At 66.5% G+C, this 26,351-nt stretch carries 22 protein-coding genes and 2 pseudogenes; 15 read left to right on the top strand and 9 right to left on the bottom strand.

Going from position 1 to position 26,351, the window contains the following annotated elements; all coding sequences use genetic code 11:
* Positions 1-3 precede the first annotated feature (3 nt).
* Positions 4-430, top strand: a pseudogene (locus F6Q13_RS01770) (metallopeptidase family protein).
* Positions 427-618, top strand: a complete 192-nt coding sequence (locus tag F6Q13_RS01765) for a hypothetical protein (RefSeq protein WP_293051370.1) — start codon at positions 427-429, stop codon at positions 616-618. The pseudogene F6Q13_RS01770 and the gene F6Q13_RS01765 overlap by 4 nt, the downstream one beginning before the upstream one ends.
* Before the next feature lie 17 nt (positions 619-635).
* Here F6Q13_RS01765 and F6Q13_RS01760 read toward each other — a convergent pair.
* Both F6Q13_RS01760 and pheA read right to left on the bottom strand, forming a co-directional pair.
* Positions 636-1,289, bottom strand: a pseudogene (locus tag F6Q13_RS01760) (histidine phosphatase family protein); the annotation flags it as partial.
* The gene (gene pheA, locus F6Q13_RS01755; RefSeq protein ID WP_293051367.1) at positions 1,286-2,227 is read right to left on the bottom strand and encodes a prephenate dehydratase; all 942 of its coding nucleotides are present in this window, start codon (positions 2,225-2,227) and stop codon (positions 1,286-1,288) included. The gene pheA and the pseudogene F6Q13_RS01760, both read right to left, overlap by 4 nt.
* Positions 2,228-2,433: 206 nt before the next feature.
* Between pheA and F6Q13_RS01750 the strand changes: the two genes are divergently transcribed.
* The gene (locus F6Q13_RS01750) at positions 2,434-3,198 is read left to right on the top strand and encodes a type II CAAX endopeptidase family protein (RefSeq protein WP_293051364.1); all 765 of its coding nucleotides are present in this window, start codon (positions 2,434-2,436) and stop codon (positions 3,196-3,198) included.
* A gap of 56 nt (positions 3,199-3,254) precedes the next feature.
* On the opposite strand, the gene F6Q13_RS01745 is transcribed toward F6Q13_RS01750, so the two are convergent.
* Entirely contained in the window at positions 3,255-4,085 is an 831-nt protein-coding gene (locus F6Q13_RS01745) for a glycerophosphodiester phosphodiesterase (protein ID WP_293051361.1), read from the bottom strand.
* A 5-nt stretch (positions 4,086-4,090) separates the two neighbouring features.
* The gene (locus F6Q13_RS01740; protein ID WP_293051358.1) at positions 4,091-5,023 is read right to left on the bottom strand and encodes a DUF4328 domain-containing protein; all 933 of its coding nucleotides are present in this window, start codon (positions 5,021-5,023) and stop codon (positions 4,091-4,093) included.
* Positions 5,024-5,680: 657 nt separating this feature from the next.
* Here F6Q13_RS01740 and F6Q13_RS01735 point away from each other — a divergent pair.
* From F6Q13_RS01735 to rraA, 9 genes are all read left to right on the top strand, one after another.
* Complete coding sequence (locus F6Q13_RS01735) at positions 5,681-5,839, top strand: hypothetical protein (RefSeq protein WP_293051355.1); 159 nt, start codon at positions 5,681-5,683, stop codon at positions 5,837-5,839.
* Positions 5,840-5,999: 160 nt separating this feature from the next.
* Positions 6,000-6,623 (top strand): superoxide dismutase, encoded by a 624-nt coding sequence (locus F6Q13_RS01730; protein ID WP_293051352.1) that lies wholly within the window; start codon positions 6,000-6,002, stop codon positions 6,621-6,623.
* A 166-nt stretch (positions 6,624-6,789) separates the two neighbouring features.
* Positions 6,790-7,323 (top strand): peptidase, encoded by a 534-nt coding sequence (locus F6Q13_RS01725; protein ID WP_293051349.1) that lies wholly within the window; start codon positions 6,790-6,792, stop codon positions 7,321-7,323.
* A 278-nt stretch (positions 7,324-7,601) separates the two neighbouring features.
* Entirely contained in the window at positions 7,602-8,297 is a 696-nt protein-coding gene (locus F6Q13_RS01720) for a TMEM165/GDT1 family protein (RefSeq protein ID WP_293051346.1), read from the top strand.
* A 365-nt stretch (positions 8,298-8,662) separates the two neighbouring features.
* Positions 8,663-9,061: a transcriptional regulator gene (locus tag F6Q13_RS01715; RefSeq protein ID WP_293051343.1), complete on the top strand. Its 399-nt coding sequence runs from the start codon at positions 8,663-8,665 to the stop codon at positions 9,059-9,061.
* Between the two features lie 94 nt (positions 9,062-9,155).
* Entirely contained in the window at positions 9,156-9,812 is a 657-nt protein-coding gene (locus tag F6Q13_RS01710; protein WP_293051340.1) for a DUF6474 family protein, read from the top strand.
* 94 nt (positions 9,813-9,906) lie between these two features.
* Positions 9,907-10,383 (top strand): copper resistance CopC family protein, encoded by a 477-nt coding sequence (locus tag F6Q13_RS01705; RefSeq protein ID WP_293051437.1) that lies wholly within the window; start codon positions 9,907-9,909, stop codon positions 10,381-10,383.
* A 129-nt stretch (positions 10,384-10,512) separates the two neighbouring features.
* Complete coding sequence (locus F6Q13_RS01700) at positions 10,513-10,995, top strand: nucleoid-structuring protein H-NS (protein WP_293051337.1); 483 nt, start codon at positions 10,513-10,515, stop codon at positions 10,993-10,995.
* Between the two features lie 13 nt (positions 10,996-11,008).
* Positions 11,009-11,482: a ribonuclease E activity regulator RraA gene (rraA, locus tag F6Q13_RS01695; RefSeq protein ID WP_293051334.1), complete on the top strand. Its 474-nt coding sequence runs from the start codon at positions 11,009-11,011 to the stop codon at positions 11,480-11,482.
* A 10-nt stretch (positions 11,483-11,492) separates the two neighbouring features.
* On the opposite strand, the gene F6Q13_RS01690 is transcribed toward rraA, so the two are convergent.
* Entirely contained in the window at positions 11,493-12,962 is a 1,470-nt protein-coding gene (locus tag F6Q13_RS01690) for an NAD(P)/FAD-dependent oxidoreductase (protein WP_293051331.1), read from the bottom strand.
* Between the two features lie 76 nt (positions 12,963-13,038).
* Here F6Q13_RS01690 and F6Q13_RS01685 point away from each other — a divergent pair, with 76 nt between their 5' ends.
* Positions 13,039-13,683, top strand: a complete 645-nt coding sequence (locus F6Q13_RS01685; RefSeq protein WP_293051328.1) for a TetR/AcrR family transcriptional regulator — start codon at positions 13,039-13,041, stop codon at positions 13,681-13,683.
* Between the two features lie 10 nt (positions 13,684-13,693).
* Positions 13,694-14,569 carry an LLM class F420-dependent oxidoreductase gene (locus F6Q13_RS01680; RefSeq protein WP_293051325.1) on the top strand — a complete coding sequence of 292 codons (876 nt, stop codon included), beginning with the start codon at positions 13,694-13,696 and terminating at the stop codon, positions 14,567-14,569.
* Positions 14,570-14,951: 382 nt separating this feature from the next.
* Here F6Q13_RS01680 and F6Q13_RS01675 read toward each other — a convergent pair whose 3' ends face one another.
* Complete coding sequence (locus F6Q13_RS01675; protein WP_293051322.1) at positions 14,952-16,412, bottom strand: glutamate synthase subunit beta; 1,461 nt, start codon at positions 16,410-16,412, stop codon at positions 14,952-14,954.
* Complete coding sequence (gene gltB, locus F6Q13_RS01670) at positions 16,405-21,009, bottom strand: glutamate synthase large subunit (protein WP_293051319.1); 4,605 nt, start codon at positions 21,007-21,009, stop codon at positions 16,405-16,407. Before gltB ends, F6Q13_RS01675 begins: the two co-directional genes overlap by 8 nt.
* A gap of 386 nt (positions 21,010-21,395) precedes the next feature.
* Between gltB and F6Q13_RS01665 the strand changes: the two genes are divergently transcribed.
* Positions 21,396-22,499: a MinD/ParA family protein gene (locus F6Q13_RS01665; RefSeq protein WP_293051316.1), complete on the top strand. Its 1,104-nt coding sequence runs from the start codon at positions 21,396-21,398 to the stop codon at positions 22,497-22,499.
* A 70-nt stretch (positions 22,500-22,569) separates the two neighbouring features.
* Here F6Q13_RS01665 and F6Q13_RS01660 read toward each other — a convergent pair whose 3' ends face one another.
* Both F6Q13_RS01660 and eccA read right to left on the bottom strand, forming a co-directional pair.
* Positions 22,570-24,303, bottom strand: coding sequence for an IS1634 family transposase (locus tag F6Q13_RS01660; RefSeq protein ID WP_293051313.1), 1,734 nt, complete (start codon positions 24,301-24,303; stop codon positions 22,570-22,572).
* Between the two features lie 165 nt (positions 24,304-24,468).
* Positions 24,469-26,349 carry a type VII secretion AAA-ATPase EccA gene (eccA, locus tag F6Q13_RS01655; protein ID WP_293051310.1) on the bottom strand — a complete coding sequence of 627 codons (1,881 nt, stop codon included), beginning with the start codon at positions 26,347-26,349 and terminating at the stop codon, positions 24,469-24,471.
* Positions 26,350-26,351 lie beyond the last annotated feature (2 nt).

Raw genomic sequence — 26,351 nt, 5'->3', positions numbered from 1 at the left:
GCGATGGCGGTGCAGATGGATCCGCGGCGGTTCGACGAGCTGGTCTCCGACGCGCTCGACCTGATCCCGACGGAGCTGGCCGCCGTCATGGACAACGTCGTGGTGCTGGTCGCCGACCGGCACCCGGACGACGACGAGCTGCTCGGACTGTACGAGGGCGTGGCGCTGACCGAACGCGACACCCACTACGCCGGAGCGCTGCCGGACACCATCACGATCTATCGCGAGGCGCTGCTGGACATGTGCGACTCCGAGCAGGAGGTCGTCGACGAGGTCGCGATCACGGTGATCCACGAGATCGGCCACCATTTCGGCATCGACGACGACCGGCTGCACGAATTGGGCTGGGCGTAGCCCGGCGGCCGGGGACGGCCGTCGTCGGCGCGGCAGCACGGATTTGTCGGCGGGTCGTGTTAAGAACGGCCCATGAACACAGGTTGCCGTGACTGCCGGGCTGGCCTGGAGCATTGCCACGGCACCCTCATTCGCCACCCGCTGCGTCATTCGGAATGCACCGAGTGCGGCTGCCCGGCCCCCGAGTGGCTGCCGCACGCCTGCGTGATCGACTGTGCCGCCATCGACTGCGGGTGCTTCGACGCGTCTGCGGTGGCGGTCTGACTGCCGGATTCCCGCTCGCTCGCCGCCGTCGCAGCCACCTCGGGATCGAACGGCGGCGTCAGTGCGCCCCACTGAACGCAACTCCAGCGCCCATCGGTGATCGGGGCCAGCACGATCGCTTCGGCGTTGCCCAAGTGGTGGTTCACCACGAAGTCGCCGTCGATTCCGGCTAACACGGCCGCCGCGAGCCGGATCGCCGCCCCGTGACTGACGACGACGATGTCGCGGCTCCATTCGTGGTTGTCAAGGTAGCGCATCCGCAATTCGGTCAGCACCGGAACGTACCGGGCCAGCACCTCGTTGGCCGTCTCCCCGCCGGGCAGGGCCAGGTCACGCTCGCCCTGGTGCCAGCGCTGGTAAACCGCGTTGAATTCGGCGACGGCCTCGTCGTCGTTGCGGTTTTCCAGCTCCCCGACCTGCACCTCGTGAATGCCGTCGACCTCCCGGGCGGACAACCCCACCTCGGCGCTGATCTCCGCGGCGGTCTGCGCCGCCCGTACAGCCACCGAGTGCAGCAGCAGCCCGGGCCGTCGAAACCCGTTCCGGGCGAAGGCCCGTGCCTGATTCCGGCCCAACGGGGTGAGCTCGGTCCCGGGCGGACGAGTGTCCAACCGGCTCTCGACGTTGCCATAGGACTGGCCGTGCCGCACCAAAACCAACCGGCCACTCATCGCCCCGGCTCGTTTCCAGAGCCGGAGCTCCGCAGCCGCGCCAACCACTGTGTTGCCTCGTCAAGCCGCGGCGGCGTCGCGCCGGCGGCCTTTCCGGTCGGCCAGGAACCCAGATAACGCACATCTGCACAACGCCGGTGCAGCGCCTTGAGTGCCTCGGCAACCGCGTCGTCGTCGATGTGGCCCACGCAGTCCACGAAGAACACGTAACTGCCCAACTCGGTTCGGGTGGGGCGGGATTCGATCCGGGTGAGGTCGATATCGCGCACCCCGAATTCGGTCAATACCGACACCAGCGCACCCGGTGTGTTGGCGATCCGCAACACCACCGATGTGCGGTCGGCCCCGGTGCGGGGCGGCGGCGGTCCCGGCGATCCGATCAGGACAAACCGGGTGCGGGCGTTGGGTTCGTCGACGATGTCCTCGGCCAGCGCGGCCAACCCGCGGTGCCGTCCGGCGAGCGGCGTGCTGACCGCTGCGTCGACGTGCCCGTCGGCGACTTGCTGTGCGGCATCGGCGTTGGAGTTCGCCGGGCGCAACTCCACGCCGGGCAGATGGGTGGCCAGCCACCGACGCACCTGGGCCGCCGCGACCGGGAAAGCTGCCAGGGTGCGCAGGTCTGCGGTCGATCGGCCGGGTTTGACCACGATGTTGAAGGCCACGTCCAGCGTCAGCTCCGCGAACACCTGCAGCGGCGGGCCCATCGCCAAGCTGTCCAACGTCGGCACCACCGAGCCGTCGATCGAGTTCTCGATCGGCACGCAGGCGTAGTCGGCTGCGCCCTGCCGGACGGCGTCGAGCGCAGCCGAGGTGCTCTCGGCCGGCTGCAGCTGCGCGGTCGCCGGGTTGTCTCGGGGGACCATGCCGGCCTCGACCATCTGGAGCAGCGCCGCTTCGGTGAAGGTCCCTTCCGGGCCGAGAAACGTGATGCGTGCCACCTGGCAACCCTATCGGGCCACAGGTGGCGCCAGGAAGAATCGCGGCAGCGGGAGTCGATGGCGCACCCTGCGAACCTGTTGGCTCGCCAAGTCGCTCAACGTGTTTGACGATTCTGTTCGCCTGGTGAGCGCGCCGGGTACGGACCTGCGCGCACGCCGGTCGGACTGGGTCGGTGGCCGGGCATCGGCCCGGTTACCGTGTCGAGGTGAGTGTCGACGACGAGACGTTGGTGCAGCGACGCGACCTGCGCATCGAGCTCGTCATCGTGCTAGGCGTCACGTTCGGCGTCAGCGCCGCCACCTCGGTCCTGCAACTCGCCGACGCGGTGCTGCGCAACCTGGGCATGCAACGGATCCCGCTCAACCCGCAGCGGTCCTACTTCGACCTGATCGATCTGGGACTGAACATGGCGCTGGTCGTGCAGCTGATCGCCTGGGGAGGACTCGGCGTGTACCTGCTGTGGCGCACCGGGCTGCCTCCCGCCCGGATCGGCTTGGGCCGGCCCCGCTGGGGTGCGGACCTGCTGGGCGGCGCCGCCCTGGCCGCCCTCATCGGGCTGCCCGGGCTGGCGCTCTACGTCGGCGCGCGGACGCTGGGGCTCAACGCCGCGGTGATTCCGTCCGGACTCGGTGACACTTGGTGGCGGATCCCGATGCTGGTGACGATCGCGTTCGCCAACGGCTGGGCCGAAGAGATCATCGTCGTGGGCTATCTGCTCATCCGGCTGCGTCAGCTGGGAATGCACGACGGCACAGCACTGGTGTGGTCGAGCTTGCTGCGCGGCTTCTACCACCTCTACCAGGGCTTCGGCGCCGGACTGGGCAATGCCGTGATGGGACTGGTGTTCGGCCATCGCTGGCAGCGCACCGGGCGGCTGTGGCCGTTGGTAATCGCGCACGGGTTGATCGACACTGTCGCGTTCGTCGGCTATGCCCTGCTGGCCGGCCACCTCGGGTGGCTGACCGGATGATCGATGACCACCACTGTCGGCCGCCGTGCTGCCGCGGCCGGGCCGGCATAGGCGCGTCACGGAGTACGCCCTACCGGGCCCGCCTGGCCGTCCCCCAGCCAGGCCTTGACCCGGCCGGGGTGGTTGGTGGCCAGCCACGCCACGCCGACGTCCCGGCAGAACGCGACGTCGTCGTAGTGGTCGACGGTCCAGCAGTACAGCGCCCGGCCCTGGGCCGCGGCACGGTCCACCAACTCTGGATGTTCGCGCAGCGTCGCGATCGAGGGCCCCACCGCGGTAGCCCCGACCGTGCTGGCCGCTGTGCTGACCAGATACCGATACGCTCTGCCGAGCAATACGGTGGGCAGCATCGGCGCCGACCGCCGTATCCGCCACAGTGCGGCCGCCGAGAACGACATCACCACCGCGCGGGACCGATCCGCCGAGGCCGGGGTTGCGATGCCGAAGCGGTGCAGCAGCGCCAGCAACTTGGTTTCCACCAATGCGCCATAGCGCACCGGGTGCTTGGTCTCGATGAAGATCTTCACCGGACGGTCCCAGCCCAGCACCAGGCCGACCAGGGCGTCCAGGGTTAACAGACCACTATCGCCGTGGGTGCCGTCGGGGCGCCAGCTGCCGTGCCAGGCGCCGTACTCCAATTCGCGCAATTGCGCCAGGGTCATCGTGCTGACCAGGCCGGCACCGGTCGAGGTGCGGTCCAGCCGCCGGTCGTGCACGCAGATCAGATGACCGTCGCGGGTGAGCCGCACGTCGCATTCGACGGCGTCGGCCCCCTCGTTGAGCGCCAGTTCGTAGGCGGCCAGCGTATGTTCGGGCCGATCGGCCGATGCGCCGCGATGCGCGACCACGAAGGGATGCCGGGCCGGCACCGCGTCGGGCCGCGTCATAGCCACTATGCTGCCGGTTCCTCGCCGGTTGATCCACTCACCGGAGCCGATGCGGGGGCAGGGCTTCCGTCGCCGGCAATCACGATCCAGCGGTGCGCGGGTCGCGCGACCGGTTTGCGCTCGAATGCCTCGAAGAGCCGCCAGGTGAACCGCACTGCCAGCAACGCCAACAGGTAGGCAACGATCAGCGCCACCGTGTTGTTGCCGATCCCCTGGGCTTCCCTGGCAAAGCTCGTGGCGGTAGCGAACACCGAGATCGCGATGCTGCACAGCCACACCGTCCACCACCCCCAGATGAGCTCGCGCAGCTGCAGGTACTGACCCTCGATCTTCGCCAACTCGACGACGTACACCAGCACCCACACCAGCGCACCCAGCGGCAGCCAGCAACCGGTCATAGCGATCGCCATCCGCGTCCAGCTGGGCCTGCCATCGACGAGCAGGACTCCGATGGCAAATGTCGCGGCTGCCACCACAGCGACGGACGGAGGAAGCAGGCAGCCCGCCCACAGCGCCCACGCCGGTCGCGGCTCACGGCGTCCATGATGGGTGAAGGCGGCGGCGCGGCGCGTCACCAACCAGGATGTCAGCACCACGCTGCTGACGATCGCCGCCAGGACCGCCGCTACGCCGGCCAGCACCCCCAGCCACACCGCCGCATCCGCCACCAGCGGGTTCAGCAACGCATTGCGGTTGATGATCAGCAATACATATCGCACCACGTAGACCAGCGCGGCGATGCCGAGCACCACCGTGTTGACGAACAACGTCGTGCGTACCGTCGCGGCGGACGGCCCGGTCCGCGGCTGCGCAGCGAGCGCTCCCCCGGCCGGGGCTATCTTGTCGACCAGACCCCAGCGCGGAATGGTCGCATAGCGCGGAGTGGGTCCCAGTGGCGGTCGCCGCGACCGGGTGGGCGGCGGGGCGCCCGGCCGCACAGCAATCCAGCGGTATCCCGGCGGTAGTCGGGGAACAGCGCGATGACCGACGCCCGGCTGCGCAGTCTGACCCCGACTCCCGTCGGCGGGCGGAATCGCGGTCGACGGCGCCAACAGGCTGCCGCGACAGCGTGGACACCACGTGCGCTGTCGGTCGCGCACGTTCCAGCGTGTGCCGCATTGGGAGCACACTTGGATCACGGCCAACAGCTTACAAGAGCTTAGTAGTCGGACTTACTAATCAGACCTGGTGCTCGGGAGCCGTGGTGGGCTGCCGGAGTATGCAGATCCAGCTACGTTCGGCTATCCACAATTTCCACAGGTTTATCCCCAGGCTACTCGAGAGTACAAAGTGCCCCGTCGCTTTGTGTCATAGCGCTTTTGACACAACAGCTGTGGACAACTGTGGACAACGCCGCGGACTCAGGTGGCGTCTATCGACAACCCAGCGGGCGCCCGGGCAAAATCTCACGTCGCTCTAACTATCCGCGGGCCGACAGGTGCGGACCGACCGACCGGACCAAATCGCACGTCAGTGGGCTCTGCCCCGGCCGATTTCCCGAAGGGGCCGCGAGGCGCTATGATCGCGACCACCGAAGGTCGCTGTGATTCATCTCACTGGGGGAAGGGTTCAGACGTGTGGGTCGTGGTCAACTGATGGCGGCGCAACCGATCGGACCGCGCTCGACGGCATCGTCGGCGCAGTGGTTTGCGGGCTCGCCTGTGTTTGACAACTCCTACCTGCTCGCCGCGGTGCGCGCGGCGTTGATCGCCGTGGTGCTGTTGGCGGTTCTCGCCGTCATCGTGTTGTTCTAAAGCCGCGGCAGAAGGGTATCCGGGAGCCGAGCACTCGTTGTTGCGGCGCGCGCCGTCTTGGAGCAAGGTTGTCTACGCTGAGGTTGACCGCCGCGCAGGACGCCGCACGGCCACACTGCGAGTGGAGCAGCAGACGCAGACGAGCAAAGGAAGGAACCTCGTGGCTGAATACACGTTGCCCGATTTGGACTATGACTACGGTGCGCTGGAGCCATACATCTCGGGTCAGATCAACGAGTTGCACCACGCCAAGCACCACGCCGGCTACGTCAAGGGCGCCAACGATGCGCTCGCCAAACTCGAGGAGCTACGGGCCAAGGAAGATTTCGCAACCGTCCTGCTCTACGAGAAGAACCTGGCGTTCAATCTGGCCGCCCACGTCAACCACAGCCTGTGGTGGAAGAACCTCTCGCCGGACGGCGGCGACAAACCGACCGGGGAGCTCGCCGCCGCCATCGACGACACGTTCGGGTCGTTCGACAAGTTCCGCGGTCAGTTCCAAGCCGCTGCCACCACGGTGCAGGGATCGGGTTGGGCGGCGCTGGCCTTTGACACCATGGCCAACAAGCTACGAATCTTTCAGGTGTACGACCATCAGACCAACTTTCCACTCGGCGCTATTCCGCTGCTGGTGCTCGACATGTGGGAACATGCCTTTTACCTGCAGTACAAAAACGTCAAGGGCGACTTCGCCACGGCGTTTTGGAACGTCGTCAACTGGGCCGACGTGCAAGCGCGTTACGCGGCGGCCACCTCCAAGACCACCGGTCTGATCGCCGGCTGATTCCCAGAGCGACCGGGGCGTCACGCCGATTGCGTGGCATCCCGGGTGTTTGCCGGTCCATCGCCCTTGGTTGCCGTGTCCGCTTGCGGCGGTCCGCATCCAGGCGCATGCTGTGCTCAATTCACCCGTCAGCATGTTGCCGGGTTTCGGCGAACCGGAGGCTGAAATGGAGACTGGGTCGGGCCGGGCCGTCGAGGTCGCCCCGTTTCATTCGCATGGCGTCCTGAAGGGATTTGTGATCTCGGGCCGTTGGCCCGATTCCACCAAGGAGTGGGCCCAGCTGTTGATGGTTGCGGTGCGGGTCGCGTCACTGCCCGGCTTGCTCTCCACCACAACGGTATTCGGTGCGCGCGAGGAACTCCCGGAATCTCCCGCGCCGGGCACCGTCGGCCTGGTGCTCGCCGAGGGGCCGGTTGTCGGCGAACGCGCGGTTCAGCCAGGACATTTCGCCGAGCATCAGCCACCGGCGCTGATGATGCTGCATCCGCCGTCGGAGACGACACCGTCCTTGCCGGAATGCAGCGGGGCGGCCTCAGGATGTGTGCTGCTACCGGGTTTGCCGTATCTGGGCCTGGAGCACCGGGCTGCGTGGGTGGAAGCCGAGGCCGACGGCACCGTGACCTCGATGGTGAGCCGGGTCGGCGTCGACCCGATCAGCCATCCCGACACGGCAATTCTGGCGATGCTGCTTGCCGCATAACAGGTCGACCGGGCTTGCGGTAATCCCCTTACCCGAATCGAAAAATACGGCTACCCGAATTCACTCGCCAGGCTGGTGTCGTGCCGAGCGGGCCGCTACCCTGAAAAGCGTTACCGAAGGGGAGTAGTCCTCAATCGTCTAGTCGACATGCTGGCGAATAGCCCGGCTGGCGAGCCGTCCGAAGCCGACGGCGGGCGAGACCTTCGACCCGATGTCCTCCGGGATCGGGCGGACCCGCGCGCGAACCCCGGTCGGCGAAGCGTCGAAAGGTCACCAGCATGCTTGCCGCCACACTCGTGAGTTTCAGCGTGGTTTTCCTCGCCGAGCTCGGCGACCGATCGCAGTTCATCGCCATGACCTATGCGCTGCGCTACCGCTGGTGGGTGGTGTTGACGGGGGTGGGTATAGCTGCCGGCATCGCGCACGGCGCGTCAGTGGCGGTCGGACATTTTCTGGGCCTGACGCTGCCCGCCCGCCCCATGGCGTTCGCGGCTGCGGTCGCCTTCCTGGCATTCGCGGTGTTGACCTGGCGTGAGCGCAGCAACACCGGCGAGGACGTCCGTCCGGTTCGAGAACCACGGTTCGCGTTGCTCGCCGTCGTGTCGTCGTTTCTGCTCGCCGAGCTGGGCGACAAAACGACGCTGGCCACTATCGCCCTGGCGAGCGACAACAATTGGGCCGGGGTGTGGATCGGCACCACGACCGCGATGGTCGTCGGCGACGGGCTGGCGATCGCGGCGGGCCTCTTGCTGCACCGGCGGCTACCGCAACGGCTGCTGCACGTGGTGGCCAGCCTGCTGTTCCTACTGTGCGGTCTCTGGATGTTGTTCGACGGCGCACTGGGCTGGCGCCCGATGGCCATCGGGGCGATCGCGGCGACCACACTCACCACGGCCGCTGTCGCCGCAGCAGGGTGGACCCGGCGGCCGACCCCCCAACCTGCCATCCTGGAATCATCGCGGGGAGCCTCCTGACGGCGGGGACGTGCAGGTGGTCACCGTCGGCATGCGGCCCCGACAGCAAAGCTGGTCGTCGCTTGCTCGTCGTAGTCTGCAGATTGCCGGGCACAACGCAGCTGAGCCATGTCGAGGCGCTGCGGGGGATAGGTCGATGCGGGCACGGAACTGGCACAACACTAAGCCGTACGATTCGCCTGGCGCCTCAAGCATATACGCTGCAGAACGCCGCGCTGACGTTGCGGCGGTCTCACCGGTGATCGCCGCAGACGTCGGCGAGGATTCCCCGAAGGTTTGCACTTGGTTGTGGCGATTACACTCGCTACGATAATCAGCAAATATGCGACTTTGTTCATTCGTCCCCCGGTGGAGGTCATAGCGAGATGAGCACGACGTTCGCCGCCCGGCTGAATCGGTTGTTCGAAACGGTGTATCCGCCAGGGCGCGGACCCCATACGTCCGCCGAAGTCATTGCGGCGCTCAAGGCAGAAGGGATCACGATGTCGGCTCCGTATCTGTCCCAACTGCGCTCCGGCAACCGCACGAATCCGTCTACCGCGACCATGGCCGCACTAGCGAACTTCTTCCGGATCAAACCGGCCTACTTCACCGACGACGAGTACTACGAGAAGCTCGACAAGGAGTTGTCCTGGCTGGCGATCATGCGCGACGAGGGAGTCCGCCGCATTGCGATACGGGCCAACGGTTTGTCACCGGAGGCGCAACAGGACATCGTGCAGCGGGTCGAGGAGCTGCGCCGCAAAGAGCACCTCGACACCTGATCCCCGGCAGCGGCCTGGCGGCGCGGCACATTTCTGCACCGGTTAAGGTTGCGCAACGAGCCCGCATACGAGATACCGGGGAGGCGACCGGGGAATGGGGCTGTTCCATCAGCGGAAGAGTCGCACGACGCGGCGTGCCGAGGCTCGCGCGATCAAGGCCCGCGCCAAACTCGAGGCCAGGTTGGCCGCCAAGAACGAGGCTCGCCGGTTCAAATCTGCGCAGCGCGCCGAGGCTCGGGCCCTCAAAGCCCGGCTGAAAAGTCAGCGTGAAAGCGACCGTGCTGCGGTGAAGGTGGCCGAGGCCCAGCTCAAGGCGGCGCAAGAGGGCACACTGTTGTCACCGACTCGGGTTCGGCGGACCCTCGCCGTCTCGCGGCTGCTTGCGCCCGTCGCGGTGCCGTTGATCTACCGTGCCGCGATGGCGGTCCGGGGGTTGATCGACCAACGCCGCGCTGACCGCCTCGGTGTTCCACTGGCTCAGCTCGGCCGGTTCTCCGGCCACGGTGCCCGACTGTCGGCGCGGATCGCGGCCGCACAACGCTCGCTGCAGACGGTGCAGGAGAAAACCGGCAAGGATCCTGAGACCAGGCAATTCGTGGCTGCTATTGCCGATCGGCTCACCGATTTATCGGCAGCCGTCACCGTCGCGGAGACTATGCCCGCCGCGCGACGCAGGACGGCGCACGCCGCCATCGCCAAGCAGCTGGACGAGGTCGACGCCGATGTGATGGCGCGGCTCGGGGTGGCCTGATCGTGTCGAGCGGGCACACCACCCTCGCCCCGGCAGGCCGGCGGCCATGACCCGCTCGGCACGCACCACCGCGCTGGGGCTGCTGCTGCTGACGATGGTGGTGACCGGCGTCGTGACCGGCGTCGTGACCGCTGCGCTCGCGCACGCGCACGCCGTCCTGCTGTCCACCGACCCGCCCGCCGACGCCCAGCTCTCGGTCGGTCCGACCCGGGTCAGCGCGACGTTCAACGAGCAGCTGCAAACCACGTTCGCGGCCATGACGGTCGTCGGACCCGACGGCAACGTGTGGTCGGCGGGCGAACCGCAAGTGCAGGGCGCGGTGATCAGCGTGGGGATGCGACCGCTGGGACCGGTCGGTAGCTACACCGTGCATTACCGGGTGACCTCGGCAGACGGTCACGTGGTCTCGGGTACCTGGTCGTTCCGGCTCACCGTACCCGGCGCCGGCACACCCGGGCCTTCCACGCACGCCCCGACAACGGCCGGCGACCGCATTCCGATCTGGCTGTTCGCGGGCGCAGCGGTGCTGCTGGTCGGGGCCGCGGCGGTGTGGGCGCGGCGCCGGTCCTGACCCGCGCCCGGGGAAGACAGGTGACTGGACGTCGCTGGCATGATGGAATTCGACCGCCGGTCCTGAGCCTGGTGTAGGCCTGGTGTAGGCCCTGGTACGGGCAACGAGTAACGGCAAAGGAGCAGCCTCATGGCAGACCCGCAGGACCAACCGGACGACGCCTCCGACACTGCAGCGAAAGATCCTGCCGGGGCCGCAGCGACGCCGTCGTCACCGCCGGCCCCGCCCGCCGTCCAGACGCAGCCACCGGGTAAAGCCGCCGGGGAAGCCGCTAAAAAGACAGCCAAAAAAACGCCCCCCAAAGCCGCCAAGAAAACCTCCGCCACGCAGGCGTCCGCTAAGAAAGCACCGGCCAAAAAAACGCCCGCCAAAAAAGCGCCCGCCAAAAAAGCCGAACCGTCGCCGCGGGCGGCGGCGACCGACGATCAGCAGGGGGCCGCTAAGGTGGCGGCGCAGGCGAAGTCCACCGTGGCCGCAGCCGACAACCCGGTGGTCAGCGGCTCGACACCCTCCGACGGTCGCTTTGCGGTGTCGCTGCCGGTGGCGGTGGCAGTCTCGGTCAGCGTGCTGGCGTTGCTGCTGATGCGCCGACTTCGTCGGCGCGGCCACTGAGCCCGCGCCGACCATGAGCGTGGCCTTCCGACCCACCGCCGACCTGGTCGATGAGATCGGACCCGACGTCGACAGCTGTGACATCCAGTTCCGTCAGTTCGGCGCCCGGACACAGTTCGCCGGGAGGATCAGCACCGTGCGCTGCTACCAGGACAACGCTTTGCTGAAATCGGTGCTGTCCGAGCCCAGCGATGGTGGTGTCCTGATCATCGACGGCGACGGCTCGTTGCACACCGCGCTGGTCGGTGACCGCATCGCAGAGCTGGCCCGATCCAACGGCTGGGTCGGACTGGTGGTCAACGGTGCCGTGCGGGATGTGGCGGTGCTGCGCGGCATCGACATCGGCATCAAGGCGCTTGGCGCCAACCCCCGCAAAAGCGGCAAGACCGGCGCCGGCGAGCGGGACGTCGTCGTCAACCTGGGCGGAGTGAGGTTTGCTCCCGGCCGGGTCGTCTTCAGCGACGACGACGGCCTGGTGGTGGTGTAGGCGGGCACTGCTACACCGCGGCGGGCACCCGGTGTCTGGTGAACCGCAAGGCCTCGTCGTCGACCCGACCACGCCGAATCAGCCGCAGGTCCAGCAGGTAGTTCTGTTTGAGCCGCCACGGGGTGACCGAGCCTGCTTTGGGAAGGTAGTCCAGTGCGCGCAGCACATATCCCGGGGTGAAGTCCATCAGCGGCCGCTGCTGGACCGAGTCACCCGGATGCTGAGGCACCACGGTGTCGAACCCGTTGGCATCCATGTAGTTGAGCACCCGGCAGACGAACTCCGAGACGAGGTCGGCCTTGAGTGTCCACGAAGCGTTGGTGTAGCCGATCGTGAACGCCATATTCGGCATGCCGGTCAGCATCATTCCCTTGTAGGCCATGGTCTCGTGAAGCGCGACCGGCACGCCGTTACGCCGGATCGCGGCACCACCGAACAGTTGCAGGTTCAACCCCGTGGCGGTGATGATGATGTCGGCTTGCAGCTCGTCGCCCGAGCTCAGCTTGATCCCCGTCCTGGTGATCCGGTCGATGGTGTCGGTGACGACATCGGCGTTGCCGTGCCGGATGGCGCGGAACAGGTCCCCATTGGGCGCCAGACACAGCCGCTGGTCCCACACCTTGTACCGCGGACCGAAGTGCTTTTCGACGTCGTACCCCGCGGGCAGCCGGCGCCGGGCCATCGTCATCAGGGTCTTACGCATGTAGTTGGGGAAGCGCCGGGAAAGCTGATACTGAGCGGTGCTGAACAGGATCGCCTTCCACCGGTTCACCCCGTGTGCGACCTTGGCCGGAAGCAGCCGGTTCGCCCGCTCGGCGAGCGGGTCGACCTCGGGCAGTGCACCGATGTAGGTGGGCGAACGCTGCAGCATCGTCACGTGTCCGGCGCCGGAGTTCGCCAGCGCCGGAATCAGGGTTACCGCGGTCGCGCCCGACCCGATCACGACGATCTTCTTGCCGGCGTAGTCCAGATCCTGCGGCCAATGTTGCGGATGGACGATCCTGCCCTCGAAGTCCTCGGCACCGTTGAACGTCGGCGCATAACCCTCGTCGTAGTTGTAGTAGCCGCTGCAGGCGAACAAGAATGCGCAGGTGATCTCGCTGGTTTGACCGTCGCATTCCACGGTGAGCGTCCAGCGGTTGTCGGCGTCGGACCAATCGGCGGCCACGACCCGGTGCCGCAGCCGGATGTGGCGGTCGATGCCGTTCTCGCGCGCGGCCTCCTTGATGTAGGCCTTGATCGACGGGCCGTCGGCGATCGACTTGGCCGATCGCCACGGCTTGAACCGGAAGCCCAGGGTGAACATGTCTGAGTCGGACCGGATGCCCGGGTAGCGGAATAAGTCCCAGGTGCCGCCGAGGTCGTCGCGGCGCTCGAGGATCGCGTAGCTCTTGGCCGGGCAACGGTCCTGCAGGTGCCAGGCCGCGCTGATCCCGGAGATCCCGGCCCCCACCACGACGACGTCGAGATGCTCAGTCATGGGGCCAGGTTATCAACACTGTGTCGACTATGTCAACGCTACGTTGACTATATCGACGCTGTGTAAACTTGCGGCCGTGACCACCGCCAGCTCTGCCCGTGGCTCCCGGAGTCGGCGTTCCACGCGCCCGTCCGGCGACGACCGCGAACTGGCGATCCTCGCGACCGCCGAGCACCTGTTGGAGCAACGGCCGCTCGCCGACATCTCGGTCGACGACCTCGCCAAGGGTGCCGGCCTGTCCCGCCCGGCGTTCTACTTCTATTTCCCGTCCAAAGACGCGGTGCTGCTCACCCTGTTCGAGCGGGTGATCGTCGAGGCGGACTCCGCGCTGGAAGACATGGTCGCTCACCCGCCCGCCGACGTGAAAGCGCTGTGGCGCTGCGGTATCAACGTCTTCATCGAGACGTTCGGTTCGCATCGCGCCGTGTCACTGGCCGCCGAGGCCGCGCGAACCAACAAAGACCTCCGCGACCTGTGGTCGCGGTTCATGCAGAAATGGGTCGCTCACACCGCCTCGGTGATCGACGCCGAACGCGCCCGCGGCGCGGCACCGGTGACCCAAGCCGCGCACGACCTGTCGGCGGCGCTGAACCTGCTCAACGAGAAAGCGATCCTGGCCTCGTTCGCCGACGACCGCCCGTCGGTCTCCCGCGAGCAGCTGCTCGACACCCTGGTGCACATCTGGGTGACCAGCATCTACAGCGAACCGCCGGCCGGGTAGGCTCACGCCGATGCGCTTCGCGTTCAAGACCTCGCCCCAAAACACCACCTGGCCCGACATGCTGGCGGTGTGGAAAGCCGCCGACGGCATCGACGTGTTCGAATCCGGGTGGACTTTCGACCACTTCTACCCGATCTTCTCCGACAGCACCGGTCCCTGCCTGGAGGGCTGGACGACGCTGACCGCGCTGGCGCAAGCCACCAGTCGCCTCCGGCTGGGCACGCTGGTGACCGGCATCCACTACCGCCATCCCGCGGTGCTGGCCAACATGGCCGCCGCGCTGGACATCATCTCGGGCGGCCGACTCGAACTGGGCATCGGCGCCGGGTGGAACGAGGAGGAGTCCGGCGCCTACGGTATCGAGCTGGGCAGTATCAGAGAACGCCTCGACCGCTTCGAGGAGGCGTGCCAAGTGCTGATCGGCCTGCTCAGCCACCAGACCACCGGCGGCTTCGATTTCCAAGGCCGCTACTACCGGCTCAAAGCCGCGCGTAACGAGCCGAAGGGGCCGCAGCGTCCGCACCCGCCGATCTGCATCGGCGGCAGCGGTGAGAAACGCACCCTGCGCATCACGGCCCGCTACGCCCAGCACTGGAACTTCGTCGGCGGTCCGCCGGCGGAATTCGCCCGCAAGCGCGACGTGCTGGCCGCGCACTGCGCCGACGTCGGACGAGATCCCACCGAGATCACGTTGTCGGCCCATCTGCGTCTGGGTGACGACCGCAATTACCGGCAGGTCATCGACGACGCCGCGGCGCTGGGTGCCGAGGGCCTCGATCTGGGTATCGTCTATATCGCCCCGCCGCACGACCCCGCCGTGCTGGAGCCGCTGGCCGAGGCGATCCGGGACTCGGGTTTGCTCAGCACCACGCCCCGAGCCGGGTGAGCTTGGGTGCGCCCGATACCGGACCAGGCCCGGTGAGCAAAGACCTCGGGCTGTCGGCGCTGCTCGCCCGCCGCTCGTTACACGCCGTAGCGCAGCAGGTCTTCGGCGGTCGCCAAGCGTTCGTGCTTAGCAGGGAACTCGCGGCTTCTCATCGGGTGCCGAATCCATGACCAGGCAATTCGGCCCACTCGTGACCGGAGAACCGGGTTGATATGCACGGTGTTCACTCCTGCGGTCGGTCAAGGTCAGTCCATGTCGGTCCACGAAACCGGGCACCACGCCACCGCGGACGCCCCTATCGCATTATTACATACTCAGGGTCTGGCAAACTCCTCGCGACTCACCGAAAGTCTATCAAATGTTGCTGCTGAGTCCAAAGTGACTAACGTTGCGGCACGGTGGTGGGGGCAATCGGCGCCGGCAGCACACTCATCCCGGTGAGGTACCGATCCACACCGGCCGCAGCCGCCCGGCCCTCGGCGATCGCCCAGACGATCAACGATTGGCCTCGCCCCATATCCCCGGCCACGAACACGCCCGGCACTGACGTCTGAAAATCGTTGCCGCGAGCGACGTTACCCCGGTCGGTGAACTGCACGCCGAGGTCGCTCAGCAGGGCCGACTTTTCCGGTCCGACAAAACCCATGGCCAACAACACCAGATCGGCCTCGAGCTGGAAATCGGTCCCCTCGATCTTGACGAACTTTCCGTCCCGCATCTCCACTTGGTGGACCTTCAGTGCGGTGACGTGCCCGTCACGGCCGATGAACTCCTCGGTGTTGACCGAGAACAACCGTTCACCGCCCTCCTCATGCGCCGAGGACACCCGGTACATGAGCGGATAGGTCGGCCACGGTGTCGATGCGGCCCGCTCGGCGGGCGGCCGCGGCATGATCTCGAACTGGTGCACGCTGACCGCACCCTGGCGGTGCACGGTGCCCAGGCAGTCGGCGCCGGTGTCACCGCCGCCGATGATGACGACTTTCTTGCCCCTGGCGGTGATCGGCGGCTCGCCGTCGGGCCCCAGATCACCCTCTTGCATCCGGTTGGCCCACGGCAGAAACTCCATGGCCTGGTGGATGCCGTCGAGTTCGCGGCCCGGAATCGCCAGGTCACGCCAGGCGGTGGCACCGCCGGCCAACACCACCGCGTCGAACTCCGCACGCAACTGCTCGGCAGTGATGTCCACCCCGACATCGACGTTGGGCCGGAACACGGTGCCCTCGGCTCTCATCTGGTCCAGCCGACGATCCAGATGGCGCTTTTCCATCTTGAACTCGGGGATGCCGTAGCGCAGCAGCCCGCCGATCCGGTCGGCGCGCTCGAAGACGGTCACGGCGTGCCCGGCCCGGGTCAGTTGCTGGGCTGCGGCCAGCCCGGCCGGGCCGGAACCCACCACCGCGACCGTCTTGCCGGTCAGCCGTTGCGGCGGCAACGGAACCACCCAGCCTTCGTCGAAGGCGTTGTCGATGATGTCGAGCTCGATCTGCTTGATCGTCACCGGATCCTGGTTGATCCCCAGCACACACGACGATTCGCACGGTGCCGGGCACAGTCGGCCGGTGAAGTCCGGGAAATTGTTGGTGGCATGCAGCCGTTCGATCGCGTCACGCCAGCGACCGGTGCGGACCAGGTCATTCCATTCCGGGATCAAGTTGCCGAGCGGGCACCCGTTGTGGCAGAACGGGATCCCACAGTCCATGCAACGCGTTGCCTGCTGCTGAAGCGTCTCGTGCGGAAAGTCCTCGTAGACCTCGTTCCAGTCGTGCACCCGCTCGGCCACCGGGCGGCGTTTGGGTAGCTCGCGACGGGGGTATTTCAGAAAGCCCTTGGGATCAGCCATGTGCGGCCGCCATTATCGCCTCGTCGACGTCGGCGCCGCTGTCCTCGGCCTCGGCGATCGCTTTCAAGACCCGCTTGAAGTCACGCGGCATGACCTTGACGAAGCACCGCTGTTCGCTTGCCCAGTCCGCCAGAATCCGCCGGCCGACCGCGGAATCGGTCGCGTCGACATGGGCCTGGATCAGGCCGTACAGCGATTCCCGGTCCCCGTCGTCGAGCGGTTCGAGTTCCACCATCTCGGTGTTGACCTGAGTGTCGAAAACGTCGCCGGGGTCGTAGACGTAGGCGACGCCGCCGGACATGCCGGCCGCGAAGTTGCGCCCGGTCGGACCCAGAATGACCACCTTGCCACCGGTCATGTACTCACAGCCGTGATCACCGACGCCCTCGACCACCGCGTGGGCGCCGGAGTTGCGCACGGCAAAACGCTCGCCGACAACACCCCGTAAGAACGCCTCACCGCTGGTGGCTCCGAACAGGATCACGTTGCCACCGATGATGTTCTCTTCGGCTGCATAGTCCTCGGGAACGCTGTCGGAGGGTCGCACCACGATCCGACCTCCCGACAACCCTTTGCCGACGTAGTCGTTGGCGTCGCCGTAAACCCGCAGCGTAATGCCTTTCGGGACGAAGGCACCGAAGCTGTTACCGGCCGACCCCTCGAAAGTGATGTCGATTGTTCCGTCCGGTAATCCTTCGCTGCCGTAGGCTTTGGTCACTTCGTGGCCGAGCATGGTCCCGACCGTGCGGTTGACGTTGCTGATCGTGGTGGAGAATCGCACCGGTGTCCCGGAGTCCAGCGCCTCTCGGCTCATCACGATCAACTGCTGGTCGAGCGCCTTGTCCAGGCCGTGGTCCTGGCTGGAGCTGCAGTAGAGGTCCTGGTTCATGAAGGCAGATTCCGGCTCGTACAACACTGGGGTGAGGTCGAGCTTGTGAGCCTTGAAGTGAGCTCGCGCCAACGTGGTGTCCAGCGCGTTCACCTGGCCGATCGCCTCGTTGAGGGTGCGAAAACCCAACTGCGCCATGTATTCGCGGACCTCTTCGGCGATGAATAAGAAGAAATTCTCGACGAATTCAGGTTTCCCGCTGAACCGCTGGCGCAGTACCGGGTTCTGGGTGGCCACTCCCACCGGGCAGGTGTCCAGATGACAGACCCGCATCATCACGCAGCCCGATACCACCAGCGGGGCGGTGGCAAAGCCGAATTCCTCCGCGCCCAGCAGCGCAGCGATCATCACATCACGGCCGGTCTTGAGCTGACCGTCGACCTGGACCACGATCCGGTCCCGCAATCCGTTGAGCAGCAATGTCTGCTGAGTTTCGGCCAGACCCAGCTCCCAGGGCGCTCCAGCGTGTTTCATCGAGGTCAGCGGAGTGGCGCCGGTGCCGCCGTCGTGCCCGGAAATCAGCACCACGTCGGCGTGGGCCTTGGACACGCCGGCCGCGACCGTGCCGACACCGTTTTCCGACACCAGCTTGACGTGGATCCGGGCGGCCGGGTTGGCGTTCTTCAGGTCATGGATCAGCTGCGCGAGATCCTCGATGGAATAGATGTCGTGATGCGGTGGCGGCGAGATCAACCCGACACCGGGCGTGGAATGGCGGACCTCGGCGATCCAGGGATAGACCTTGCTGCCGGGAAGTTGGCCGCCCTCACCGGGTTTGGCACCCTGGGCCATCTTGATCTGGATGTCGGTGCAGTTGGTCAAATAGTGCGAGGTGACACCGAACCGGGCCGAGGCGACCTGCTTGATCGCGCTGCGGCGCCAGTCGCCGCTGGGATCGCGCTCGTAGCGGCTCATGTGCTCGCCGCCCTCACCGCAGTTCGATCGGCCGCCGAGCCGGTTCATCGCGATGGCCAGCGTTTCGTGCGCTTCGGCGGAGATGGATCCGTAGCTCATCGCACCGGTCGCAAAGCGTTTGACGATCTCGCTGGCCGGCTCCACCTCGTCGAGCGGCACCGGAGGACGCACACCCTCCCGGAATTTCAACAGACCGCGCAGCGACGCCATCCGCTCACTCTGGTCATCGACCAAGCGGGTGTACTCCTTGAAAATCTGGTATTGCCCGGTGCGGGTGGAGTGTTGCAACTTGAACACGGTGTCGGGGTTGAACAGGTGGTACTCGCCCTCACGTCGCCACTGGTATTCCCCGCCCACCTCCAATTCGCGGTGGGCGCGCTCGCCCGGCCGGTCCAGGAACGCCAACGTGTGACGGGCCGCGACGTCGGCCGCGATGTCATCGAGAGTGATGCCCCCGATGGGGCAGCTCAGGCCGGTGAAGTATTCGTCGAGCAGGTCCTGGCTCACACCGACGGCCTGGAAAAGCTGCGCGCCGGTGTACGACGCCAGCGTCGAGATACCCATTTTGGACATGACTTTCAGCACACCTTTGCCGGCGGCCTTGATGTAGTTGCCGATCGCTGTCTCGCGGTCGAGTCCCTCCAGCAGGCCTCTGTCGAGCATGTCCGAGATCGACTCGAAGACCATGTACGGGTTGATTGCCGCCGCCCCGAAACCGAGCAGCATGGCCATGTGGTGGACCTCGCGGGCATCGCCGCTTTCCACCACCAGCCCGACCTGGGTGCGAGTACGTTCGCGCACCAGGTGATGGTGCACCGCCGAGACCGCCAGCAAAGACGGGATCGGTGCCGCCCGCTCGTCGGACTCACGGTCGGACAGGATGATGATCCGCGCGCCCTCGGCGATGGCTGCCGAGGTTTGTCGCCGCACCTCGTCGAGCGCCGCCTTCAAACCGGCGCCACCCTCGGCAACCGGATACAGACAACGGATAACTTTGGCCCGCAAACCATGCCAACGACCGCTGACCTCGACATCGGGATTCAGGTTGATCAGTTTCGCCAATTCGTGATTGCGCAGAATCGGCTGTGGCAGCACGATTTGGCGGCACGAATTCGCATCCGGGTTCAGCAGGTCGCCCTCCGGCCCGACGGTATGTTGCAGGCTGGTCACCACCTCTTCACGGATGGCGTCCAGCGGCGGATTGGTCACCTGGGCGAACATCTGCTGGAAGTAGTCGAACAGCATCCGCGGACGCCCCGACAACACCGCGATCGGGGTGTCGGTGCCCATCGACCCGATCGGTTCGGCGCCGGTGCGTGCCATCGGAGCCACCAGCAGGTTGAGCTCCTCATAGGTATAGCCGAAAACCAACTGCCGCAACACGACCCGGTGGTGCGGCATCCGCGTGTAGTCGCCCTGCGGCAAGTCGTCCAGTGGGATGAGCCCGTCATCGAGCCACTGGCGGTAGGGGTGCGCGGCGGCCAGTTCGGCCTTGATTTCCTCGTCGGAGACGATACGCCCCTGGGCGGTGTCGACCAGAAACATCCGGCCCGGCTGCAGGCGCAGCCTGCGCACCACCTTGGAAGGATGAAAAGCCGGGTCACTGCCGAGCACACCGGCCTCCGACGCCATCACTACCAGACCGTCGTCGGTGACCCAGATCCGCGACGGACGCAGGCCGTTGCGGTCCAGCACGGCTCCCACCACCGTGCCGTCAGTGAACGTCATCGACGCCGGACCGTCCCACGGCTCCATCAGCGTCGAGTGGTACTGATAAAACGCCCGTCGGGCCGGGTCCATCGCCTCGTGGCGCTCCCAGGCCTCGGGGATCATCATCAATACCGCGTGCGCCAGGCTGCGCCCGCCCAGGTGCAACAGTTCGAGCACCTCGTCGAAGCGGGCGGTGTCCGACCCGCCGGGAGTGCAGATCGGGAACAGTTTCTCGGGGTTTTCCGGGATGCCGGGCGACCCGAAGACGTCGGTGCGGATCAGCGCCTCCCGGGCGCGCATCCAATTCTCGTTGCCGGTGACAGTGTTGATCTCGCCGTTGTGGGCGATCCGCCGATACGGGTGCGCCAACGGCCAGGACGGGAAGGTGTTGGTCGAAAACCGCGAATGCACAATCCCCAGCGCACTGGTCAGCCGGTCGTCTTGCAGGTCCAGATAAAACGCCTTGAGCTGCGGCGTGGTCAGCATGCCCTTGTAGACGAAGGTCTGGCCGGAAAAGCTTGGGAAGTAGACAGTTTCGCGTCCAGGACCGTCTTGGCCGGGACCTTTGTTGCCCAGCTCGTGCTCGGCGCGCTTGCGGACCACATAGGTGCGACGTTCCAGAGTCATTCCCGAGGCGCCGGCGACGAAAAGTTGGCGGAAGGTCGGCATGGCGTCGCGGGCCAGCGCGCCCAGCGACGAGTCGTCTGTCGGCACGTCGCGCCAACCGAGCACCCGCAGGCCCTCAGACTCGGCGATCTTCTCCACCGCCGCGCACGCCGCGGCCGCTTCCTTCGACGATTGCGGCAAAAACGCGATGCCGGTGGCGTAGCTGCCGGCCGGCGGCAGTTCGAAGTCGACGACCGAGCGCAGGAAATCGTCGGGAACCTGAATCAGGATGCCCGCGCCGTCACCGCTGTGCGGTTCGGCTCCCTGGGCGCCGCGGTGCTCGAGGTTGAGCAGCGCGGTGATCGCCTTGTCCACGATGTCGCGGCTGCGGCGGCCGTGCATATCGACGACCATGGCCACCCCGCACGAGTCGTGCTCGAATGCGGGGTTGTACAGCCCGACACGGTTGGGCGCCATCACCACCTGACCTTCCAGAACTTCAGCGCGGCGTACGCTACGGTTACATCGGCGCGGCGCCCCGGATGTGTGGGCGAGGCCCCGCAGGTCTTGTCGATATTGGTTCGCCACACGGCGGTGATCCCGTCAGCGATGCGTCCGTGCAACGCTGAACGGTGGCCCTGTTTTACCCGGTCTCGACAAGCGGTAAAACGATATGACAAAACACGCCCGACATGCCAACCAAGCCGATACTAGCCGGTCCACCGGGCCCCCGCACCCGTGCCGCGACTCCGTCGGGCCCGTCGCCGGCCCGGTGATCGAGCAGGTGGCCGGCGTGGACCGTTGCCGACGAGGTCGCCGGCTGACCGATACTAGTCTCATGCCGATACCCCTCTGAGGAGCCCATGAACGAGCGCGACGACTTCCCGCGGCACCGTGCGTGGCCTGAGCCGCCCAGTGTCCCGCCGAGACGCCCACCGCACCAGCCGACCGGGCACTTCCGGCCTGCCGCGCCGATGCCGCCGCCCGGGTCTGCTGTCCGGTCGCGCCCGTCGCCCTGGGCATACCGCGACATCGAGCCGCCGCCGGCGGGTCGGCGACGACGCCCGCAGGCCACCCGCGGTTGGCGTCGCACCGTTCGCTTGGCCACCTTCGGCCTGATCAACCTGGGCCCGTCGGCCCACGAACGCCAGGAGGCCCAGTACGAGGCCGTCGTCAGGTCGATCCTGCACGGCAGCTACAAAGTTGGGGTCCTGGGCAAGGGCGGAGTCGGGAAAACCACGGTCGCCGCCAGTGTCGGCTCGATCTTCGCCGAGTTGCGCCGCCAGGACCGGGTAGTGGCGGTCGACGCCGATACCGCCTTCGGCCGGCTCAGCAGCAGGATCGACCCGCGGACCAGCGGCTCGTACTGGGAACTCGCGGGCGACAAGAATCTTGAGTCGTTCGCCGACCTCACGACCCGGGTGGGCAGCAACTCGGCCGGGCTGTACGTGCTGGCCGCCAACCCGGCTGTCGGTCCGCGGCGCGTGCTTGACCCGGCGATCTACCGGGAGGCCGCGCTGCGATTGGACCGCCACTTCACCATCTCGATCATCGACTGCGGTTCGACGATGGACGCACCGGTCACCCAAGAGGCGCTGAGCGATCTGGACGCGCTGATCGTGGTGTCCTCACCGTGGGCCGACGGGGCCGCGGCGGCGGCGCAGACCTTGGAGTGGCTGTCTGCGCACGGCCGTGCGGACCTGTTGCGCCGCAGCGTCGTGGTACTCAACGATTCCGACGGGCACGCCGACAAGCGCACCCGCGCGGCGCTGGCACGCCAGTTCCTCGACCGCGGACAGCGGGTGGTCGAAGTGCCCTTCGATCCCCACCTTCGACCCGGTGGAGTCATCGACATCCGGCATGAGATGGCGCCGGCGACCCGACGCAAATTCCTCGAGATCGCTGCGACGATCGCCGACCTTTTCGCCTCGCGTCCGGAAATCACACGAGATCGTCGGGTGCGCTAAGGCTAAGCCGTAGTTCCCCCTGGTCTGGTGATGAATCCGCTGTGGCCTGCGGTTTTGTGTTGTCTACTGACTACATGTAGCCGAGGCGGTGAGTGGTGCCGAGTAGTTCGAAGGCACGGTGCTGCAGTGCGGTGGGGGTGGTGAACATGGTGAATGCTGCCATGTCGGCGGTGGGTTGGATGCGGTTGGCGCAGAGGGTGGCCAGGTCGGCGAGCAGGCTGGTGAAGCTGTGTACCGGGGTGTCGTCGTCGGTGCGTTTGCGGGCGGCTTTGGCTAGGGCGGCATCGGAGCGTTGAGCGGCGACAACGGGATTGACGCGTTTAGCGGCGCCGGCAGCTTTGTCGTGGTCACGAAACAGCAGCGGGGCCAGGGCTTGCTTCATGTGCCAGCTGATGTAGTAGGACAGCATCCGTAGGAACATGTGGGCGCGGACCCGGTCAGCCAGGCGGTGGTGGATGGGCCGCACGTCAAGCTCGCTCTTGAGGGTGCGGAAGAACCGTTCGACGTCTTCGAGTCCCTTGTAGCGCAACACGACGTCGTCGCGGTCCAACGCGGTGGTGGGCAGGTTGGTGCGCAGCACGTAGATGCCATCGAGGGCGGCTTCGGCGGCGATGGCCTCTTCGTTGCGGGTGAAGCTGAACGTGGTGTCGGTGATGGTCAGGTGGAAGTGTTTGGCCATCTTGTAGCGGTTGATCACCTTGCCGACCCGCAGGGCGATCTTGTCTTTGCCGCGCAACGGGCGCCGTGTTCGGGTGGTGGCTGCCGCGATGGCGGCCAGTTGTTTTTCGGTGGCCGCCAACAACTCTTGACGCTTGCGGGTGCGCCGTTGGGCCAGGTCGGGGTTGTGGCAGGCGATCAGGCGTTCACCGGGGTAGTCCGGGGAGACGATCTCGGCGAGGTCTTGGGTGTCGAACAAGCTCAGCTGCAAGGCGTCGGCGTCGACGAGGGCCTTGATCTGGGGGGCGCGCAGCGCGGTGATCCAGTCCAGCCCGGCGGGGTGAAGTTCGGCGGTGATGCGCGCGCTGGTGATCATGCCGCGATCACCTACCAGAGCCACCCGGGCCAGCCCGAACCGGTCTTTGAGCTTTTCGATCTGGGCGGACGGGGTTTTCGGGTCGGCGGTGTCGCCGTCGAACACTTCGATGGCCACCGGTATCCCGGTGGAGGTGCATAGTAGTCCGTAGACGATCTGCAGGCGTCCTTTGACCCCGTCGCGGGCGTGCCCGATCTTGCCCAGTGGGCAGGTGCGGCCCTCAAAGGCCGCCGAGGACACGTCGTAGAGCACCACGGTGCCATCAGCTAGATGCCGTGCGGCCAGCTGGTCTTCGATGCTATCTTTGCGGGCCAGCGCCCAGTCCATCGCCGCATACAGGTCGTCCTCGTCGGCCCCGTCGACCCCCAGCACCTCACCGAGCGAGCTGGTCGCGGTCTGGGCGCGCAGTCCGCGGGCGGTGGCCAGCTTGGATGCCGGGGCGATGACCTGGGCCACCAGCATCGCCATCACCAGATTGCGCCGACGTGACGGTGTGGGGTCGATGAGTTCTTCGACGCCCAGGCCGCGGGCGGTGCCCAGCACCGCGGCCACATGCCCATGCGGCAGGCTGCGGGTGATCTCGAACGCCTCGGATAGATCGCCCACCGTCGGCAAGCCTTTGAGCACCCGCGTCAACGCTTCGACCTTGGGCGCTGGCCAGCGCGACAGGTTGGCCAGGGTGCGGTTTTTCACCTTGCCGTCCTGGCGGTAGGACTCCCGCAGCAGAATCGCCGGCGGTGACCCGCGATTCGGCACCCGCGCCACATACATGTCTACTTTATATCACATATAACCAGCCAATGTAATTTACCACTATATGACACGCCGCATCAGATTGAGGATACATGTCTACACTCAGATTCGGCTGCGGATGCAAAGCGTCTGCTCACCAACGGAAAACAAGAACCAGACCCGTCTAGCGGGGGGAACTACGGGCTAAGGATTTCGCTCCGCGGTCTGGCCGGGTTCGCTCATCGGCACATGCTTTTCCGCGCAGGCGTCGAGTACCGCGGCGGTGATGTCCTGGGTCAGCAGGGTCTGCAGGTCCTCGACGGTCACCGAGCCCTTTTTGCTGCGATGCGCAGCGGCGACCCTCGAGTCCCGCAGCCGTTCGGCGCGCTCGACGACGTTACGGGCAAACCGCCCGTTCTGCATGACGTCGACACCGTGCCTGCCGTCGGGCGCCGTGTAGTCCCGCAACCTCTGGCACGCCCTCCGCAGAGCTTCTCTGGCGGCAGGTTCGAGAACGGTGGCCCGGGGCTCGCCGTACCGGACCGCGATTTCCACCAGCTCCTCAGCGGTGTAGGACTCGAATCGCAGCTTGCGGTTGAACCGCCCCGCCAAACCCGGATTCACCGTGAGGAATTCGTCGACTTCCTGCTCGTAGCCCGCGCCGATGAAGCAGAAGTCGAACCGGTGCACCTCCAGAGCGACCAACAACTGGTTGACCGCTTCCATGCCGATCATGTCCGGGCGGCCGTCGTGATGGCGCTCCACCAGCGAGTAGAACTCGTCCATGAACAGGATGCGGCCCAGCGAGCGGTTGATCAGCTCGTTGGTCTTCGGTCCCGAGGCGCCGATGTGCTCGCCGCAAAAATCGGCGCGCTTGACTTCGATGATCTCGGGGTGACGCACAATGCCCAGGCCGGCATAGATCTTTCCCAGCGCCTCGGCGGTGGTGGTCTTACCGGTGCCCGGCGGCCCGACGAGCAGCATGTGGTTGGTGTGGTTGCTGATCGGCAGTCCCGCGGCGAGCCGCAGGGCACGAACCTCGATCTGATCCTCGAGCTCCGCAACAGCGCGTTTGACCTCGGCCAACCCGACTTGCCGTTCGAGCAGCGCACGCCCGTCGGCGAGCAGTTGCGCCCGGCGTTCCTCGTTTTCCTCTTCTCGGCGACGCTCTTCGGAAACCTCGGTGGACACGTCCCACTTGTCGGTGCGGGTGTTGATGGTTTCCTCGTCGGTGATCACCAGTTGCAGCGCAGGTTCGGCCAGCGCCTGCTTCGCCGGCTCGATGAGCGCGCCGTTGATCGTGGCCCGCGACAGCCAGATCTGTGCCTTGTCCTCCTCGCCGAGCTGGCGGTGCGCCATCCCCCGCACATACGCCAGGTCGGCCGCGATCAGGGGAAAATCGTTGGGATCGATCGCGGTGACCGCGGTGTCGGCCAACTCATGACGACGCGACTCACTGACGAGCCCGCGCCCGGCACGCAGCTCGACCCGGTCCGCCCAGTCCAACGCCACCCGGGCCTGTCCGAGGTGAGCCGCCGCGTGCGCGGCCAGCGCGTTGGTCGCCGCGGTGACGGCCGACATGATGATGGCTTGCGGCGGCAGGATAGTCGCCGCGATCGAGATGACGTCGGGCCAGCGTTGGGTGGCGAACATCAAGTACGTCCGCACATATTGCTGCCACTGGTGATTCTCCCAGGTGTCCAGCAAGGCTGAATCGTTCAGCAGCCCTTCGGCTTTCTCGTACTGCCCATCGTCGATGAGAGCGCTCGCCAGCGCCAGCCCGGCATGCGAAGCCTCCGTGACCGAGATGGACAGATACGGTCCGGCTTTGATCGGCGCGGAAAGGTGCACGCCGAGCCGGTTAGTCTCACGGTGCAGCCGCGCGCCGTAGGCGTAGAGCTCCTGCAGGCTGGACAGCGCCGCGTCTCCGGTCGCGACCCGGCCGAGCCACGCGTCGGCCATCGACGGATCGATCTCGGTGGCCTCCCGAAACCGCGCCTGCGCCGCCGCAGCGTCGGTGTCGACCAATGCCATACCCTGATCGAATCGCTTGCGGGCGGCGACTGTCGCGGTGCTGCCGGTCATCG

This window comes from Mycobacterium sp., assembly GCF_008709575.1.
Taxonomy (GTDB): Bacteria; Actinomycetota; Actinomycetes; order Mycobacteriales; family Mycobacteriaceae; genus Mycobacterium.
Note: the sequence above shows the minus strand (reverse complement) of the source record. Positions and strands in the feature narration are given on the sequence as shown.

Coding starts and splice junctions, on each gene's coding strand:
- F6Q13_RS01765 (WP_293051370.1), top strand. CDS start 427: ATGAACACAGGTTGCCGTGACTGCCGGGCTGGCCTGGAGCATTGCCAC.
- F6Q13_RS01745 (WP_293051361.1), bottom strand. CDS start 4,085: ATGACGCGGCCCGACGCGGTGCCGGCCCGGCATCCCTTCGTGGTCGCG.
- F6Q13_RS01735 (WP_293051355.1), top strand. CDS start 5,681: ATGGCGGCGCAACCGATCGGACCGCGCTCGACGGCATCGTCGGCGCAG.
- F6Q13_RS01725 (WP_293051349.1), top strand. CDS start 6,790: ATGGAGACTGGGTCGGGCCGGGCCGTCGAGGTCGCCCCGTTTCATTCG.
- F6Q13_RS01720 (WP_293051346.1), top strand. CDS start 7,602: ATGCTTGCCGCCACACTCGTGAGTTTCAGCGTGGTTTTCCTCGCCGAG.
- F6Q13_RS01715 (WP_293051343.1), top strand. CDS start 8,663: ATGAGCACGACGTTCGCCGCCCGGCTGAATCGGTTGTTCGAAACGGTG.
- F6Q13_RS01710 (WP_293051340.1), top strand. CDS start 9,156: ATGGGGCTGTTCCATCAGCGGAAGAGTCGCACGACGCGGCGTGCCGAG.
- F6Q13_RS01705 (WP_293051437.1), top strand. CDS start 9,907: ATGGTGGTGACCGGCGTCGTGACCGGCGTCGTGACCGCTGCGCTCGCG.
- F6Q13_RS01700 (WP_293051337.1), top strand. CDS start 10,513: ATGGCAGACCCGCAGGACCAACCGGACGACGCCTCCGACACTGCAGCG.
- rraA (WP_293051334.1), top strand. CDS start 11,009: ATGAGCGTGGCCTTCCGACCCACCGCCGACCTGGTCGATGAGATCGGA.
- F6Q13_RS01690 (WP_293051331.1), bottom strand. CDS start 12,962: ATGACTGAGCATCTCGACGTCGTCGTGGTGGGGGCCGGGATCTCCGGG.
- F6Q13_RS01680 (WP_293051325.1), top strand. CDS start 13,694: ATGCGCTTCGCGTTCAAGACCTCGCCCCAAAACACCACCTGGCCCGAC.
- F6Q13_RS01675 (WP_293051322.1), bottom strand. CDS start 16,412: ATGGCTGATCCCAAGGGCTTTCTGAAATACCCCCGTCGCGAGCTACCC.
- gltB (WP_293051319.1), bottom strand. CDS start 21,009: ATGGCGCCCAACCGTGTCGGGCTGTACAACCCCGCATTCGAGCACGAC.
- F6Q13_RS01665 (WP_293051316.1), top strand. CDS start 21,396: ATGAACGAGCGCGACGACTTCCCGCGGCACCGTGCGTGGCCTGAGCCG.
- F6Q13_RS01660 (WP_293051313.1), bottom strand. CDS start 24,303: ATGTATGTGGCGCGGGTGCCGAATCGCGGGTCACCGCCGGCGATTCTG.
- eccA (WP_293051310.1), bottom strand. CDS start 26,349: ATGACCGGCAGCACCGCGACAGTCGCCGCCCGCAAGCGATTCGATCAG.